Genomic DNA, 16,432 nt, shown 5'->3' on the forward strand with positions numbered 1-16,432 from the left:
AAATATACAAAATTAAGAATAATAGTTAAATAATTGTTCACAAATCGATATATCGAATTAAAAAAGCAGCGATCCTCGGAGTGGGAGAATCGCTGCTCTGTGTTTTTGGTCGTTGATTGCCTGTACGAATGAATCCTAATCATCTGCTGAGGCTTACGGGCTTAAATGACGTTATTTTCAAGATTTGCAAACCTTACAATTTTCTAACCTGAGACCGGTACATTAAAAATAGGAAATACGGAGCTCCGATCAACATTATAATTAGACCCGACGGAATTTCTTTCGGCGCCATAATGGTTCTTCCCAGTGTATCTGCAATCACTAGCATTAATCCGCCAAGTAATCCTGACAGAACAATGGATCGTCTCGTGTGATGCCCAATCATCATCCGTACTGCATGGGGCGCCATAAGTCCGAGAAAACCAATAGTTCCTACACTCGCAACGGCCCCCGCTGCAAGCATCACACCGATAATCATGGCCCAAAGCCGAGTTCCGCGAACGGGCAAGCCCAGACCTGTTGAACTCTCATCCCCAAAAGCCAGTAAATCGAATCTACGTCCCAAATAATAAGCCAATGGAACGAGTACAATCAGGAAGATAAGCAAGCTATTAAATTGACTCCAGCTTCGTCCGTAAGTCGAGCCCGTTAACCAAATTAAAGAGCTGCTGCTCCATAAACTGCCTTTGACGATCATAACCTGTATTCCCGCAGACGCAATTGCTGATACTGCAATTCCAAGCAGAATAAGGACGGATGGATTCAAAGCTCTACGCCAGGCCATAAAAAACACAAAGGCTGCAGCTAGAGCACCACCCGCAATTGCTGCAATAGGGACTGCTAATACCGTCAGTGCCGGAAAAGCGACCAATATGGTTAACGCCCCCAATCCAGCGCCTGAGGTCACACCAATAATGGAGGCATCAGCCAGCGGATTTCGGACAGCACTTTGAATCAAGACTCCGCTAATGGCAAGCGCAATACCGCCTCCAGCCGCAACGAGTGTACGCGGAAGTCGTAAATTCAGCAGAACGGAATAAGATCCATCACCGCTGTGGAAAAGACTGCCCAGCAGATCGCTAATTGGTATTCTCGTCCCCCCAAGTGATAGACTCACAAGGATAACAACAATGAGCAGTACGGTCATGAATGTCACCGTCGGAACAAAGCGCATCCGAAGCGCTGTTCCTCCTATATCCATAGATGATTGGCCAGAGCCTGAACCAGAAATATTTTTCATCTTCGTGAGTACCAGCCAAATGAGCCAAGGCGCTCCAATAATCGCCATAACCGCCCCAACTGGCATCTCACCTACATTGCTACGAACCATACGTGCAAGCGTATCCGCTGCCGTAATGAGCAGTGCTCCCCACAGCGCACTCGCAGGAATGAGCAGGTGGTGCTTTCGAATACCGCTAAGCCGAACCAGATGAGGAGCCACCAGACCAACAAATCCGATTGGACCGACCACGCTGACTACGACCGCAGCCAATAATACAGATAAACCCAGACCTAACCCCCGTGCCAATCCAACACGTTGCCCAAGTGAGCGGGCAGTGGACTCATCAAGCTCCAGCGCATCAAATTGCCTACCTGCGAGCATAGCCGCTATAAGCAATGGAATAACAAAAGGCCAGGCATACTTAACACCGTCCCAATCTAGCTGAATCAGTGAGCCTGAGCCCCATAAGAATAGGTTTTGCGTTTCATTCTTGTTAAAAATATGTAGGGCCGATGTAAATGCTCCGAGAACCATAGACACGATCATACCTGATAATGCCAGACGGACAGGTGTAGCCCCCTTGCCACCGCTCAGCAAATAGGCGGCTAATGCCGCAATCAGTCCCCCTGCTACTGCAAGCAAAAATGGGAACTGATGCTGCAAAGCTGGAAAAGTAACCATACCAAGAACAACCATAAAATAAGCTCCAGCATTAATCCCCAATGTATCTGAGGAAGCGAGCGGATTCTTCGTTATTGTTTGCAATAATGCTCCAGCCGCAGCCAGAGCAGCCCCAGCCAAAAGGCCAATTACCGTACGCGGCATCCGGATATCCCAGAGCAGATTATGTTCCATCACATCCTGGCGATTCAGCAGCCCCTCTAACACCGTAGCTGCAGGGATTTTGGCTTCACCGAAGCCTAGACTTAGAATGGACAGAACAAAGAGGGCAGCAAGGCCGCCCCCAAATATTCCAATGATTCGCCAAGTCATTCCGCTTGAGGCTTCTTTGCTGCTCTTCCCGTTCATAAAAGCACTCATTTCGTTAATGTATTTATAACTTCATCCACAATAACTTTGGAGGATATCGGACCGCCGAACACCCAAGTAGTACTGCTCAATCCGAAGGTGCGATTCTCTTTCACAAAGTTAAGGCCGTTCCAAACGGAATTATCCTTCAGTTCTTTCGTGAAGATATTATCATCCTTTTGGACGATATACATCAGGTTAGTACCCTGAACAGCCGGCAATGCTTCAACCGTTGAGGTAGTGAATCCGTAAGCTTCGAATTTTTCGGGTTTCCAGTCGTTCTTCAGACCAATCCGGTCCAATGTTTGTACAGCAAGTGAGTTATCTGTAAAAAGACGTAATGTTGCTGCATTCTGATAGCTGTATGCTTGCGTCAGCACGTAATTCAAGCCTTCCTTACCTGCTTCAGTCAGCTTTGTCTTCGCTGCTGCGTAATGGGCATCCAAGTCAGCGAGGACCTTGTCGCCTTCCGCGGTTTTACCAACAGCCGCTGCAATCGTTTTGAAGGTATCTTCCATAATCGTGTACTGATCACCTTGTCCTTCTTCCGGATACAGACCGAAAATCAGCGTTGGAGCGATGCCTTTTAATTGATCATAAATTCCTTCATGTCCACCCGTATTAGCAATAATCAAATCCGGCTTTAAAGAAGCAATGGTCTCCAAATCCGGCTCGTCACGTGAGCCAACATCCGTCACGCTTGCATCGAGTGGCGCTTCAGAAGTTACATATAACTTGTAGTTTTCGTTATCGGCATTCCCCACCGGCTGAACTCCGAGCGCGATGATGTCCTCCGTAAATGTCCATTCCAGCACCACAACCCTTTGTGCAGGCTTATCCAGCTTAACCTCGCCTTTATCATCTTTTAATATAATAGGACCGCTCGTGGATTCACTGCCTGCATTTGCGGCAGTTGTATTGTCAGCAGCTGCTTCTTTCGATCCTGAAGTATTGTTTTGGTTAGATCCACAACCTGATACAACCAATATGACAACCATAACCATAATTAAATTGATTAATCTTTTATGCATTTTTGTTTATCCCCCTGTATGTAACTATCAAAGTTATCATTCTATTGATAATGATTATCATAGATAACATAATAGTTATCTTATACGTGATTCCACCGAAAGTCAAAGTTAAAATTTAATCAATCAAAACCAAAGTAACACAAAAAAACCTAAATCCCATCTATGTACGAGAGAAATATCTCCCGTAAACATAAATGAAACTTAGGTTTTGCCAGCCAACTATTCAGTAGCAATCCTAATATCCAATACCAACCATTATACTAGAACAGGTTCTGCCCGTTGGATTCAATCACTTCTTTGTACCAGTGGAAGGACTTCTTCCGGTATCGTTCAAGAGTACCTGATCCATCATCATGACGGTCCACATATATGAAGCCATAACGTTTCTTTAGTTCGGCACTCGTTGCGCTAACCAAGTCGATGCAGCCCCAGCTTGTATAGCCCATAACTTCTACCCCGTCAGCAATAGCTTCCGCCACCTGAACCAGATGATCTCGTAAATAATTGATCCGATAGTCGTCGTTTATTACCTTTTCGCCGTTTCCATCTACTACCAGCTGATCGACAGCACCAAGGCCATTTTCCACGATAAACAGTGGCTTCTGGTATCGGTCGTAGAACCTATTCATAACATAACGCAAGCCCTGCGGATCGATCTGCCAGCCCCATTCGCTCGCTTCCAGATACGGATTCGCAACCCCACCTAGCAGGTTACCTTCTCCTCTAATTTGCTTCTCCGGGTCGGCCGTTTCACATGTGCTCATATAGTAACTGAACGATATGAAGTCCACGGTATGCTTCAGAATTTCTTCGTCCCCTGGCTCAAAATGAATGTGAATTCCATTCTCTTTGAAGAAACGCTTCATATAACCTGGGTAATACCCTCTCGCATGAACATCCGCAAAGAACATATTTTTGTGATCACTTTGCATGGCCTTAATCACATCGTCCGGATGCGGAGTGAGCGGATAAATCGGCATGCTGAGCACCATACACCCTATTTGAAAATCAGGATTGATCTCATGACCGATCTTCACAGCCAGAGCACTTGCTACGAACTCATGATGAATAGCTTGATACAGATCCTGCTTGCTCAGTTTCTCTAGCGGGGTATTGATCCCGCCACTCATAAATGGGAACTCAAGAATGGAATTGATCTCGTTAAAGGTCAGCCAATATTTAACCTTGTTCTTGTAACGATTATATATCGTTCTCACATAACGCTCGTAAAAATCTACCATCTTACGGTTAACCCATCCATCATATTCTCGTGCCAGATGCAGCGGAGTCTCATAATGGGAGATCGTCACCAGTGGCTCGATGCCGTATTTATGACATTCATCGAACAGATCGTCGTAGAATTGCAAACCTTTTTCATTGGGCTCCAGCTCGTCCCCTTTCGGAAAAATCCGGGACCAGGCGATGGATGTCCGGAACACTTTAAAGCCCATTTCCGCGAACAGCTTAATATCTTCTTTATATCGGTGATAGAAGTCGATACCTAAGAGCTTCATATTATCGTCGGTAGGAACCTCTGTAGGCGCAGACTTAATTCCTTTCGGCATAACATCTTGGGTGGACCACCCTTTACCATCTTCCTGATACGCCCCTTCAAGCTGGTTCGCTGCTACAGCACCGCCCCATAAGAATCCTTCTGGAAATTGCAATTCCATATTTTTTCCCGCCTTTGCTATTGTGATAGTATAGGATTACTGCTCTAATTCGAATCCTAAACCTTGGAACGCGTTACATGTCAAGTACTAATCATGCGAAGGAGAACAAGCCGATGTCCACTCTTGACGAAATTGCTAAACTGTCGGGCTTTTCCAAAGCCACGGTGTCCCGCGTCCTGAACCAATCGCCCCATGTTAGCAAGGAGACTCGTGAGAAAATTCTCGCCATCATGAAGGAAACGGACTATGTTCCTAACCGCAATGCCATTTCTTTATCCAAAGGTCAAACGCAGCAAATCGGCATGATCACCATGGACCTAAACGGGCTTATTCTGAGCTTTATGAACAGCTTCGTCGAAATCTCAGGTCGTTACGGATATCAGACGATTATTTACACTACCGGCGGGGATAAGCAGAAGGAGCTTCAGGCTTTTGAGGATCTCAAAATGAAACGAGTCGATGCCCTGCTCATTCTGACCTCCGTTAACGAACAGAATGTCATATCTTCCTACTGTAAGTACGGGCCAATCGTGTCCTGGCAGCGCATGGACCATCCTGAAATACCGTCCGTTGCCATGAATCAATATGATGGATATGCACTCGCTCTGGAGCATCTGGTAGAGCGGGGTTATACGCGCATCGCTAACGCGTTCGGACGTCCCAGCAGCATTAATACCCACAGCAGACGCCTAGCCTATGAGCAAATCATGGCCAAATATAATCTGCCCGTTATCGAGAAATGGTATTACTCTACGATATACAGCATTCACGACGGAGAGCAGCTGCTGCGCTCTCTTATGGATGAAACAAACCGGCCGGATGCGATTTTGTGCTCCAATGATTTAGTGGCAACGGGCATTCTCAGTGAAGCACGCAGGCAGAAACTGGACGTGCCTGGGGATCTCGCCATCGTTGGCTTTGATAATTCAGAGCTGTCGCAAACCCTTGGAATCACAACCATTCTGAATCCGATTTCGGGCCAGGCTGAGAACGCTTTTCTTCTCCTAGCTCCAGTGTTGCTAGGGAGAGACATGGAGCTGCAGCCGCTGTCGTATAAACTGGTGGAACGGGAGACAACCTAGTTTGCCCAATTGTTATAGTATTGCCCGGCCGATAAGGAGCATTCCAAAACTTTGTAGTGTGATTAATCAAAAAAATCATGTCTGTGCAATGTAATGTAAAAACCGCTAAAGACTTTGTCTTTAGCACTTTTATCAATTAGAATTATGGGAAAAAGCGGTCAAATCCAAAACCTATTGGAGTGAAACCATGATTAAGATCCTCGTTGTGGAAGACGATAAGCATGTCAGAAAGCTGATGAACGCTGTCCTGAAACGGGAAGGTTATGAAGTGTTAACAGCGGAGAATGGAATCCAGGCACTGGAGGTTCTTGAAGTCCAGCACATTGATCTGATCATTCTCGATATTATGATGCCGGGGATGGATGGTTATGAATTTGCTGAAGAGCTAAGGAATGCGAACAACATGATCCCGATCCTTATGGCCACGGCCAAACAGCTTCCAGAAGATAAGAAAAAAGGATTCCGCCTCGGAACCGACGATTATATGACCAAACCTGTAGATACAGAAGAAATGCTGTTAAGAATACAAGCCCTTCTACGCCGCTCGCAGATTGTAAACGCCCGTAAGCTTATTGTCGGTAAAGTCATTCTTGATTTCGATGCGTTAACAGTAACTCGAGACAATGAAAAACAGACGCTTCCCCAGAAGGAATTCCATCTCCTCTATAAGCTTTTATCCTATCCGGAGCGCATTTTCACTCGAATTCAGCTGATGGACGAAATTTGGGGAATGGACAGCGAGACTACAGACACTACGGTTAATGTGCATATCAACCGCTTACGGAAACGGTTTGAAAGCTATCCGGAGTTCGAACTCGTGTCCGTCCGCGGTCTCGGATATAAGGCGGTGAGAACTTGATCAAAAAGCTAAGCAGCAAAATCAGTCTGCCGATCTACTTCTCGATTGCTGTATTCATTATTTTCCTCATTACAGTGCTAATCACTGGAATCCTGACCTATCTGTCCCTGGTTTTCGGCCTACTCGATGAGCGGATTCTCCAGGACAAAAAAATTCTCACCTTGATTATATTGATTGCCTGCACGATTATCGGCACCGTCACATCGGTAATTACCAGTCGCAGGATGCTGAAATCAATTCGTACGTTTATTGATGCCATCGACCAATTGGCCGGAGGGGACTTCTCTATGCGGCTGCAGCTCAAGCATCCTCCGGAGTTCAAGATTCTCTCCGAGAATATTAACCGGATGGCTGAGGAACTGGGTGGCATTGAAATTCTGCGTACAGATTTTGTAAACAATTTCTCTCATGAATTCCGTACTCCGATTGTGTCGATTAAAGGGTTCGCTGAAATCCTGAAAGATGATGAGCTGAGCAAGGAGGAACGGAATGAATATCTAGATATTGTTATGGAGGAATCTACCCGTCTGGCCACACTGGCCTCCAATGTACTGAACCTCTCTAAAGTGGAAGCACAGGCCATACTAACCGACCGGCAGCCCTTCAATGTCGGAGAACAAATTCGCCAATGTATTCTGCTACTACACACTAAACTTACGAAAAAGCATATCTCCTTCAAAGCCAACGTTCAGGACTATATGGTACCTGGGAATAAAGAGATGCTGAACCAGGTCTGGCTGAATTTATTGGACAATGCGATTAAATTCACTCCGGAGCAAGGTGAAATCGAAGTTACCATGAGGCGGGTGAACGATCAGGTCGAAATTACGTTCCGTGATAATGGGGCAGGCATCAGTCCGAGTGCACTTCCCAAGGTCTTCGACAAGTTCTATCAGCAAGATACATCTCACTCTACTGCCGGTAATGGCCTAGGGCTTACAATTGTCCAAAAAATCATTGAACTGCACGATGGAACCATTAGCTGTGACAGTGATCCAATACAAGGAACCACTTTCACCGTGCTACTCCCCGCTTTTACAAAGGTAAGTACAGGAATGGGGGATACAAGTAAATGAGTGTAAAATTCAAAAAACTGAGCGGTTTTAACCGTGGGATTCTCTTTGAATTGTTGACAGATGCGTATTCATTTGATCGCAGATACGAACAAAGCTCTATTTCTGATTGGCAGGATTTTGACAACTTTTTCTTTGACCATTTAGAAATTGCAGATAAATATGCTTTTATCACAACCTTAAATGATGAACCCATCGGATTTGTGGTGTGGGACCCGAGAAACATGCCTGAGTATGCAGAAATCGGGCATAATTGCATTGCTTCAAAACATAAAGGCAATGGCTATGGTAAAATCCAGCTTCAAGAGGCGGTTAATAGAGTCATCCAGAATGATGTAAAAAAAATTATTGTAACCACGAATGATGATCTATACCCTGCTCAACGGATGTATGAAAGTATTGGATTCACAATGTATCAAAAAAGGAAAAATGAGACTGGCGCAGATTTTATTGAAGAATTCATAGATTATGTATATTTTTTATAAACTGTTAATGTGTTCACCTATATCTGCTCAAACACAAGAGGCTATCCCAAGCAGTCATTCTATGGCTTAAGGGACGGTCTCTTCTTTTATTTCATAGCAAAAGTTAACTTTCAGTTTATCTTTCTCCGTTAAGATCATAGCAACGATAATGCAAAGGAGTCATTCTTATGTTGAAATTACTAAAGAATCTGGAACCCAAAGAATGGTTCTTATTCGGTATCAGCCTCATGTTCATTATCGCTCAAGTCTGGCTGGATTTAGAACTGCCTGACTACATGAGTGATATTACCCGGCTGATCCAAACGCCAGGAAGCGAAATGAATGAAATCCTTGTCGTAGGAGGCTGGATGCTGCTCTGTGCTCTTGGCAGTCTGGCGACTTCAATTGTTGTAGCGGGCATTGCTTCGAGAATAGCAGCTGACTTGTCTGCAAGATTGCGTTCCAAATTGTTCGATAAGGTACAATCCTTTTCGATGGAGGAGATTAGCAACTTCTCAACGGCAAGTCTAATTACCCGTTCCACGAATGACATCACACAAGTACAAATGCTGATTGTGATTGGTTTACAGCTACTAGTGAAAGCTCCAATCCTTGCTGTGTGGGCAATACTCAAGATTTCAGGAAAAATCTGGGAGTGGACTCTTACGACAGGTGCCGCGGTCGCATTGCTAGTGCTTATTGTTGCAATCTGCATCGTGCTCGTTCTGCCTAAATTTAAAAAGCTGCAGCTGTTAACCGACAATCTGAATCGTGTATCCAGAGAGAATCTTAACGGCCTTCGTGTCATCCGGGCGTACAATGCCGAGGAATATCAGGAACAGAAGTTCGCTGTAGCCAACAACGAGCTTACCAGTACCAACCTATTTGCCAACAATGTAATGACCCTATTGATGCCGAGTATTACTTTGATTATGAGTGGACTCAGTCTCTCCATCTATTGGGTGGGTGCAGTGCTCATTCAAGCAGCCGACGGTACTGCCAAGATGGGCTTGTTCTCAGATATGATCGTATTCTCATCTTATGCCATGCAAGTGGTTATGGCCTTTATGATGCTGATTATGATCTTTATCTTATTACCCCGCGCTCAAGTATCGGCTAAACGTATCAATGAAGTGCTAGAAACAGTGCCTAGCTTGAAGAATGGATCAGTCACTCAATTCCCTGTGAAGCGAGAAGATGAGCTTGAATTCAAGGGGGTTAGCTTCAAATATCCGGATGCAGAGGACTATGTGCTGGAGAACATCAGCTTCACGGCGAAGCAGGGGGAGACCGTTGCTTTTATCGGATCAACAGGCTGCGGGAAAAGTACACTTGTTAACCTCATTCCCCGTTTCTATGATGCTACAGAAGGCGAAGTGCTGGTAAATGGCATCAATGTCAAAGAATACGACCAGCAAGCGCTACGGAATAAAATGGGCTACGTCTCCCAGAAGGCTGTATTGTTTGGCGGAACAGTGTCTTCCAATATTGCCTTTGGTGAGAACGGCTCTGGTCAGGTCCTCAGTTCAGATATTGTAGATGCGGTCTACACTTCCCAATCCTCTGAATTTGTAGAAAAGCTAGAGGGAAACTACGATGCCCATATCGCCCAAGGCGGATCAAATCTGTCTGGCGGGCAAAAACAGCGGTTGTCGATTGCCAGAGCGATTGCCCGGCGTCCAGAAATATTAATCTTTGACGACTCTTTCTCGGCACTTGATTATAAGACTGACCGCAAACTGCGCAGTGAGCTGAAAAAAGACGCTCATGATTCAACGATGCTGATCGTTGCACAGCGTATTGGTACGATCAAAGACGCTGACAAAATCATTGTTCTGGAAGCCGGAAGCATCGTCGGTATCGGAACACATGACGAATTAATGCAATCCTGCGACGTGTATCAGGAAATTGCTTATTCTCAGCTGACAAAGGAGGAGCTTGCGTAATGAAAACCAAAAATAAAGGCCAGAATACATGGAGCAAGCTGCTCCGCTACTGCCGCAAGTATGTTCCAGTGATCGTAATTGCGCTAATCTGCGCTGCGGCTGGAACGGTGCTCACGTTATTCGGTCCGGACAAACTCTCCGAGATCACCGACAAAATTACAGCTGGTCTTGCCGGCAGCATCGATATGGACGGCATTACTACCATTGGCATTACCCTCGTCGTAATCTACGGCGTCGGTGCGTTGTTGTCACTCTCGCAAGGCTTGATCATGTCGATTATTACCCAGAAGGTCTCGAAGAAATTAAGAACTGATCTGGCTCATAAAATGAACAAACTTCCAATCTCCTACTATAATAAATCGGCCACAGGTGATATTTTATCCCGGGTAACGAATGATGTAGATACCATCGGGCAATCGATGAATCAGAGTATTGGTAATGTCGTAACCGCCGTAGCAATGTTCGTCGGTTCGATCGTCATGATGCTGAAGACCAATGTAATTATGACCCTTACCGCTATTCTGGCAACGATCATCGGCTTTGGCCTAATGGTGGTCATTATGAAGAAATCGCAGAAATATTTTGCTAGCCAGCAGGAGTATTTAGGTAAAATCAACGGTCATGTCGAAGAAGTCTATACAGGACATAATGTAGTTAAAGCGTATAATGGCGAAGCGCAGATGCGCACTACCTTCCAGGAATTAAATCAGGGGCTGAAGAACAGCGCCTTCAAAGCGCAATTCCTCTCTGGGCTGATGCCACCGCTGATGGGCTTTATTGGTAATCTGGGCTTCGTTGCTGTCTGTATCGTTGGTGGTGTACTCGCCATGAACGGCACGATTTCATTCGGGGTTATCGTCGCCTTCATTATGTATGTACGTTACTTTACCCAGCCGTTGTCCCAGATTGCTCAGGCCGCGCAGAGTCTGCAAGCCGCATCTGCAGCTGGCAGCCGTGTATTTGAATTTCTGGAGGCTGAGGAAATGGAAGACGAAAGCCACAAAGAGAACACACTGCCAACTGCTAAAGGCAAAGTAAAATTTGACCAAGTACAATTTGCGTATGAGACTTCAGAAAAACTGATTATCAATAACTTCTCGACAGATGTAAAACCTGGGCAAAAAGTGGCCATCGTTGGTCCTACCGGCGCAGGAAAAACTACGCTGGTCAACCTGCTCATCCGATTCAACGAATTGACGGGCGGAGAAATCTACATCGATGACACGACGATCAGCAGCCTGACGAGAGAGAATATTCATGATCTGTTCTGTATGGTCCTGCAGGATACCTGGCTGTTTGAGGGTACGATTAAAGAGAATCTGATTTACAATCAGCAGAACATATCCGACGATAAGATTGAAGAAGCTTGCAAGGCTGTTGGCCTACACCGCTTCATTAAATCCTTAAGTGACGGATACAACACCGTACTGAACGATAAGGTTAATCTGTCCGCCGGACAAAAGCAACAGCTGACCATCGCTCGCGCGATGCTGAAGGATGCGCCAATGCTCATTCTTGATGAAGCTACAAGCTCGGTGGATACCCGTACTGAGCTGCTGATTCAGCAGGCGATGGATAAGCTTATGGAAGGCAGAACCTCTTTCGTTATCGCACACCGGCTCTCAACCATCAAGAATGCTGATGTGATTCTGGTCCTGAAGGACGGCGATATCTTGGAAAGCGGCAGCCATGCAGAATTGCTGGCTCAGAACGGATTCTATGCAGAGCTGTATAACAGCCAGTTTGAGCAGGCTTCATAAAAATGATAAAAAAACTGCAACTCAATTATGAGCTTGCAGTTTTTTATCGTCCGTTCCTTTTTTAGAAGCAGCTTATGCCTTCCGCTGTCGCATTCCCTCAAATAGCAAAATCGTCGCTGCCATCGCCGCATTGAGTGATTCAGCGCGGCCTGCCATCGGGATGATGATACTCTTGTCCACGAGTCGCGCAGTTTCCGGCGAAATGCCCTTGCCCTCACTGCCAATCAGCAGCCACTGGCTGCCGTGAAAATCGTGCTGATAGCACGATTCTTCTCCCTGCAGCGAAGTGCTCACCAGCAATGCCCCGCGTTCCCGGGCCTGTGGCAAAATCTCACCTAAATCTCCCTCCACCACCGGGAGATGAAACATCGATCCCATCGTGGAACGGATGGTCTTCGGATTGTAGAGGTCGGCACAGCCTTGGCCGAGGATCACTCCATCTGCTCCTGCTGCATCCGCGCTGCGGATGATGGTGCCGACATTACCGGGGTCCTGGACACCGTCCAGGACAACCACCAGACTATCCTCCTTCGCTAGGATAGCCTCTACCGCCTGCTGTTCCTTCCGCACGATGGCGAACACCGGCTGTGGTGTATTAGTGCTGCTGCATTTCGAGATGATGGCCGCTGTTACGCCAATCACATCCATGCCCTGAACGGACTGGAGAAGCCCCTTGAGTTCAGCGGGCATTCCTTTATCGAGGTCATAGGCAAGACATTCCACATCTGCTTCAGCCAGCAGCGCTTCCTGTACCAGATGAACACCTTCTACGATATATTTACGAGCCTTGTCACGGTGCTTTTTCTCCTGTAGCCCGGCCCACTCTTTAACCCGCGTATTTTGCGGAGACATGATTTCCATAAAGTCTTCCTTTCTTATGCCTTGCCATTTTTTCTTGTTCTTATATTTTACTCTTTATCTTTGTCTTTACTCTTCTTCTTTTCTACTCCCCTATAAACCTGATGATTACGTTATGGAGAGGAAACGCAATAACGCTTATCATCAGAATCGCCCCACCTACTGATACTCAATCTCCAGCTTCGTCAGGTTATCCTTATGCCCCACAATTACAAGGATATCCCCATCGACCAAACGATCCTCTGCACGAGGAGAGATGTTCATCTCTTCACCTTGGCGAATAGCCATTACGTTGCAGCCATATTTTGCGCGGATATCGAGCTCTTGTAGATTTTTCCCGAGCATCGATCCGGATACCTTCATGTCCAAAATACTATAATCAGGTGACAGCTCGATATAATCCAATATATTAGGCGAAGCCAAATGATGCGCAACCCGCATTCCCATATCCCGCTCAGGATAAATCACCTTATCTGCACCTATTTTGCCTAATACTTTGCCGTGCAGCTCACTTTTTGCTTTTGCGATAATTGCTGGTACACCAAGGTCCTTCAGAATTAAAGTTGTAAGAATGCTTGCTTGGATGTCCTCTCCAATAGCCACAACCACCACATCAAAATTGCGAATACCAAGTGCGCGTAGCGCTTCTTCATCCGTTGAATCTGCAGATACGGCGTGTGTTACTATATTTGAAATCTCCTGTGTCCGTTGCTCGTCCGTGTCAATCGCAAGTACATCATACCCCATACCGCTGAGAGCTCTTGCAACACTGGATCCGAAACGCCCCATACCAATGATGGCATATTGTTTTTTAGCCATGTCTATATGTACCTCCCGTAGCATTTCTATATCTCAAACAGTATAGCATATGAGAACAAAAACTTGAATTTCCAGCACCCATACAGGGTACATTAAAACGAAGTGAATATCACTACATTCCAAAAAGGAGATGTTTTTATGCCAGTTACCATTGACTTACGCCAGGCGATTATTCATAAAGTGCATGGTCAATCCGAAGAGGATTTGCGGCATATGATTGAAGGCTCGGTAGACGGACCGGAAGCAGCACTCCCCGGACTTGGCGCCGTATTTGAAATGATCTGGAAAGACTTGGACACCGCTAAACAAGATAATTTGGTTTCAATGCTGCATGATCACCTTGAGACGATTACCCCTGGGAATATCACTTCATAACTAGACGTAATTAGTCAAAAACCTCCGCTTCCCCATTGTGCAATTTGCACGCTGAGGGCGGAGGTTTTTATTAACAATCAGGAAGTTGTAGCTTCCTTACTATAGTAATGCCTTAGGAGCCATCTCTAGGAACGTAGCTGTCGGGTTCTTATCCATCGCTGTTCGCATCGCATATTCATTCTCGAACAACACGACAAAATTGCCCTTCTTATCTGTAACAAGCGTAGAGTTAATACGGAATTTGCTCGCATCCGGTTTAGCATCATCTACGATCCAACGCGCGAACTGGTATGGCATACGTTGCAACTGAACATCCACACCATATTCACCCTTCATGCGGTACTCGAACACCTCAAACTGCAGCTGCCCAACTACGCCGAGCAGGATATCGTCGAAGTTAACCGTGCGGAACACCTGAATCATTCCCTCTTCGGTTAGTTGATCGACACCCTTTTGGAACTGCTTCGATTTCAAAGCATTTTTAATGCTCACTTTAGCAAAAATCTCAGGTGAGAATGTTGGCAACTCATCGAATTCCAAATCTCCTGCCTGACTCAGTGTATCTCCAATTCTAAAAATACCTGGATCAAACAACCCGATAATATCTCCCGGATAGGCTTCCTCTACGATATCACGGTCTTGCGCTAAGAATTGTTGTGGCTGGGCCAGCTTAATATCCTTACCCGCACGTACATGCTTCACGCTCATACCCCGTTCGAACTTCCCGGACACAATACGCAGGAAAGCAATCCGGTCACGGTGAGCCGGGTTCATATTGGCTTGGATTTTGAACACATAGCCAGTAAACTTCTCATTCATCGGTTCTATCAAACCTGTAGTACTGCGGCGTGGTTCAGGCTTCGGTGCCAAATCCAAGAAATTATCGAGGAAAGTCTGTACGCCGAAATTGTTGATCGCACTACCAAAGAACACAGGTGTGAGTTCACCACTTAGTACTTTTTCATAGTCAAAAGCATCGCCTGCTACATCAAGCAGCTCCAGATCCTGACACAGTTGATCATGCAGATATTCTCCAGCCATTTCACGAATGATTGGATCACGATATCCGTCAACCTTTTGTACCTTGATTACGGAGTGATCGTCACCTTGGAACAGCTCCACCTGATTCTTCATCCGGTCATATACGCCACATAGCTCACGTCCACTACCGATCGGCCAGTTCATAGGCACAGAGCGAATGCCCAGTACCTGCTCCAGCTCTTCCATCAGATCAAACGGACTGCGTCCTTCACGGTCCAGCTTATTGATAAAGGTAAAGATCGGAATCCCACGTTTAGCACATACCTGAAACAGCTTGGTCGTCTGGGTTTCCACACCTTTTGCCACGTCGATAAGCATGACCGCACTATCAGCAGCTGTTAGTGTACGGTAGGTGTCCTCACTAAAGTCTTGGTGACCCGGTGTATCCAAAATATTCACGCGGTGGTTCAAATAATCAAACTGCATTACAGAGGAAGTAACAGAAATCCCCCGCTGCTTCTCAATTTCCATCCAGTCGCTCGTTGCATGCTTGTTCGCCTTCCGGGCTTTAACCGTTCCCGCTAAACGGATAGCACCACCGAATAACAGTAGTTTTTCCGTTAAAGTTGTTTTACCCGCATCCGGGTGGGAAATGATCGCAAAGGTTCTGCGTCTGTCCACTTCCTTTTGCAGCTTCTGATCTATTGCTTTGTTCATTACACAAATCCCTTCATATATAAAATTCCTGCTTCTGCTTCAATTACACTGGGGTTATCTTCAAATCGGTGCTCTGCTCATTGTTCATACCCCTTCATTTCTGAATGAATAGCTATCTTAGGTCTAGCTCCAGTCCGCTTCAAGTGAAAGCATCCTCTAAAGTATATCAAAATCCGGCAGACATTATCTACTAAAAAGCTATTGCAGCAAAATATCTCCCAAATCAGGTCTATATCATGTTCACCAGTTCTCATAGCTCAACAAGAAAAACGCCTGACGGCGTCCTTGGAGGTAGAGTTACAAGCTGAGTACAGCCGTTCCATACTCGTATCCATATGCACATTCGTAGTGAGGTTCCGCTTACGGACCGAATGGATCTTTATTTCGATGAAATGAGCACATATATTAGGGGCGGATCGTATTGCACTTATTCCCTAATAACAAGCCCATTCCCGGGTGATTCAGGGCGGATAACAGTGCTAGCTCGTTTACGTTACCGGAGGCACACTGTATTCGGTTTTTCGCATACATTTGGCTCGGTTA

13 protein-coding genes are annotated in these 16,432 nt (G+C 45.8%); 7 read left to right on the forward strand and 6 right to left on the reverse strand.

Annotated features, from left to right (window positions below; translation table 11 throughout):
- Positions 1-193: 193 nt before the first annotated feature.
- From UQ64_RS22270 to UQ64_RS22280, 3 genes are all read right to left on the reverse strand, one after another.
- The gene (locus tag UQ64_RS22270; protein ID WP_245238149.1) at positions 194-2,263 is read right to left on the reverse strand and encodes an iron ABC transporter permease; all 2,070 of its coding nucleotides are present in this window, start codon (positions 2,261-2,263) and stop codon (positions 194-196) included.
- A complete protein-coding gene (locus UQ64_RS22275) occupies positions 2,260-3,282 on the reverse strand; it encodes an ABC transporter substrate-binding protein (RefSeq protein WP_060625627.1) in 1,023 nt (340 codons plus the stop codon). Before UQ64_RS22275 ends, UQ64_RS22270 begins: the two co-directional genes overlap by 4 nt.
- Positions 3,283-3,542: 260 nt before the next feature.
- Positions 3,543-4,955: a glycoside hydrolase family 1 protein gene (locus UQ64_RS22280; protein ID WP_060625628.1), complete on the reverse strand. Its 1,413-nt coding sequence runs from the start codon at positions 4,953-4,955 to the stop codon at positions 3,543-3,545.
- Positions 4,956-5,068: 113 nt separating this feature from the next.
- Here UQ64_RS22280 and UQ64_RS22285 point away from each other — a divergent pair, with 113 nt between their 5' ends.
- From UQ64_RS22285 to UQ64_RS22310, 6 genes are all read left to right on the forward strand, one after another.
- Positions 5,069-6,037: a LacI family DNA-binding transcriptional regulator gene (locus UQ64_RS22285; RefSeq protein WP_060625629.1), complete on the forward strand. Its 969-nt coding sequence runs from the start codon at positions 5,069-5,071 to the stop codon at positions 6,035-6,037.
- A 187-nt stretch (positions 6,038-6,224) separates the two neighbouring features.
- A complete protein-coding gene (locus UQ64_RS22290) occupies positions 6,225-6,896 on the forward strand; it encodes a response regulator transcription factor (RefSeq protein WP_060625630.1) in 672 nt (223 codons plus the stop codon).
- Positions 6,893-7,972 carry a HAMP domain-containing sensor histidine kinase gene (locus UQ64_RS22295; protein WP_209445860.1) on the forward strand — a complete coding sequence of 360 codons (1,080 nt, stop codon included), beginning with the start codon at positions 6,893-6,895 and terminating at the stop codon, positions 7,970-7,972. Before UQ64_RS22290 ends, UQ64_RS22295 begins: the two co-directional genes overlap by 4 nt.
- A complete protein-coding gene (locus UQ64_RS22300) occupies positions 7,969-8,454 on the forward strand; it encodes a GNAT family N-acetyltransferase (RefSeq protein WP_060625631.1) in 486 nt (161 codons plus the stop codon). The genes UQ64_RS22295 and UQ64_RS22300 overlap by 4 nt, the downstream gene beginning before the upstream one ends.
- A 167-nt stretch (positions 8,455-8,621) precedes the next feature.
- Entirely contained in the window at positions 8,622-10,379 is a 1,758-nt protein-coding gene (locus UQ64_RS22305; protein ID WP_060625632.1) for an ABC transporter ATP-binding protein, read from the forward strand.
- Positions 10,379-12,139, forward strand: coding sequence for an ABC transporter ATP-binding protein (locus UQ64_RS22310; RefSeq protein WP_060625633.1), 1,761 nt, complete (start codon positions 10,379-10,381; stop codon positions 12,137-12,139). Before UQ64_RS22305 ends, UQ64_RS22310 begins: the two co-directional genes overlap by 1 nt.
- Positions 12,140-12,211: 72 nt before the next feature.
- Here UQ64_RS22310 and UQ64_RS22315 read toward each other — a convergent pair whose 3' ends face one another.
- Positions 12,212-13,000 carry a TrmH family RNA methyltransferase gene (locus tag UQ64_RS22315; protein WP_060625634.1) on the reverse strand — a complete coding sequence of 263 codons (789 nt, stop codon included), beginning with the start codon at positions 12,998-13,000 and terminating at the stop codon, positions 12,212-12,214.
- Positions 13,001-13,156: 156 nt separating this feature from the next.
- Positions 13,157-13,816 (reverse strand): potassium channel family protein, encoded by a 660-nt coding sequence (locus UQ64_RS22320; RefSeq protein WP_060625635.1) that lies wholly within the window; start codon positions 13,814-13,816, stop codon positions 13,157-13,159.
- A gap of 138 nt (positions 13,817-13,954) precedes the next feature.
- Here UQ64_RS22320 and UQ64_RS22325 point away from each other — a divergent pair, with 138 nt between their 5' ends.
- A complete protein-coding gene (locus tag UQ64_RS22325; protein ID WP_042130985.1) occupies positions 13,955-14,191 on the forward strand; it encodes a small acid-soluble spore protein SspI in 237 nt (78 codons plus the stop codon).
- A 99-nt stretch (positions 14,192-14,290) separates the two neighbouring features.
- Here UQ64_RS22325 and UQ64_RS22330 read toward each other — a convergent pair whose 3' ends face one another.
- Complete coding sequence (locus UQ64_RS22330) at positions 14,291-15,889, reverse strand: peptide chain release factor 3 (RefSeq protein WP_060625636.1); 1,599 nt, start codon at positions 15,887-15,889, stop codon at positions 14,291-14,293.
- Positions 15,890-16,432 lie beyond the last annotated feature (543 nt).

Source organism: Paenibacillus etheri (assembly GCF_001012825.1).
Classification (GTDB): Bacteria; Bacillota; Bacilli; order Paenibacillales; family Paenibacillaceae; genus Paenibacillus_AQ; species Paenibacillus_AQ etheri.

What these genes read in the sequence shown, in the direction of transcription:
- UQ64_RS22320 (WP_060625635.1), bottom strand. Translation starts at nt 13,816, where the DNA reads ATGGCTAAAAAACAATATGCCATCATTGGTATGGGGCGTTTCGGATCC.
- UQ64_RS22310 (WP_060625633.1), top strand. Translation starts at nt 10,379, where the DNA reads ATGAAAACCAAAAATAAAGGCCAGAATACATGGAGCAAGCTGCTCCGC.
- UQ64_RS22315 (WP_060625634.1), bottom strand. Translation starts at nt 13,000, where the DNA reads ATGGAAATCATGTCTCCGCAAAATACGCGGGTTAAAGAGTGGGCCGGG.
- UQ64_RS22305 (WP_060625632.1), top strand. Translation starts at nt 8,622, where the DNA reads ATGTTGAAATTACTAAAGAATCTGGAACCCAAAGAATGGTTCTTATTC.
- UQ64_RS22280 (WP_060625628.1), bottom strand. Translation starts at nt 4,955, where the DNA reads ATGGAATTGCAATTTCCAGAAGGATTCTTATGGGGCGGTGCTGTAGCA.
- UQ64_RS22285 (WP_060625629.1), top strand. Translation starts at nt 5,069, where the DNA reads ATGTCCACTCTTGACGAAATTGCTAAACTGTCGGGCTTTTCCAAAGCC.
- UQ64_RS22270 (WP_245238149.1), bottom strand. Translation starts at nt 2,263, where the DNA reads ATGAGTGCTTTTATGAACGGGAAGAGCAGCAAAGAAGCCTCAAGCGGA.
- UQ64_RS22290 (WP_060625630.1), top strand. Translation starts at nt 6,225, where the DNA reads ATGATTAAGATCCTCGTTGTGGAAGACGATAAGCATGTCAGAAAGCTG.
- UQ64_RS22300 (WP_060625631.1), top strand. Translation starts at nt 7,969, where the DNA reads ATGAGTGTAAAATTCAAAAAACTGAGCGGTTTTAACCGTGGGATTCTC.
- UQ64_RS22275 (WP_060625627.1), bottom strand. Translation starts at nt 3,282, where the DNA reads ATGCATAAAAGATTAATCAATTTAATTATGGTTATGGTTGTCATATTG.
- UQ64_RS22330 (WP_060625636.1), bottom strand. Translation starts at nt 15,889, where the DNA reads ATGAACAAAGCAATAGATCAGAAGCTGCAAAAGGAAGTGGACAGACGC.
- UQ64_RS22325 (WP_042130985.1), top strand. Translation starts at nt 13,955, where the DNA reads ATGCCAGTTACCATTGACTTACGCCAGGCGATTATTCATAAAGTGCAT.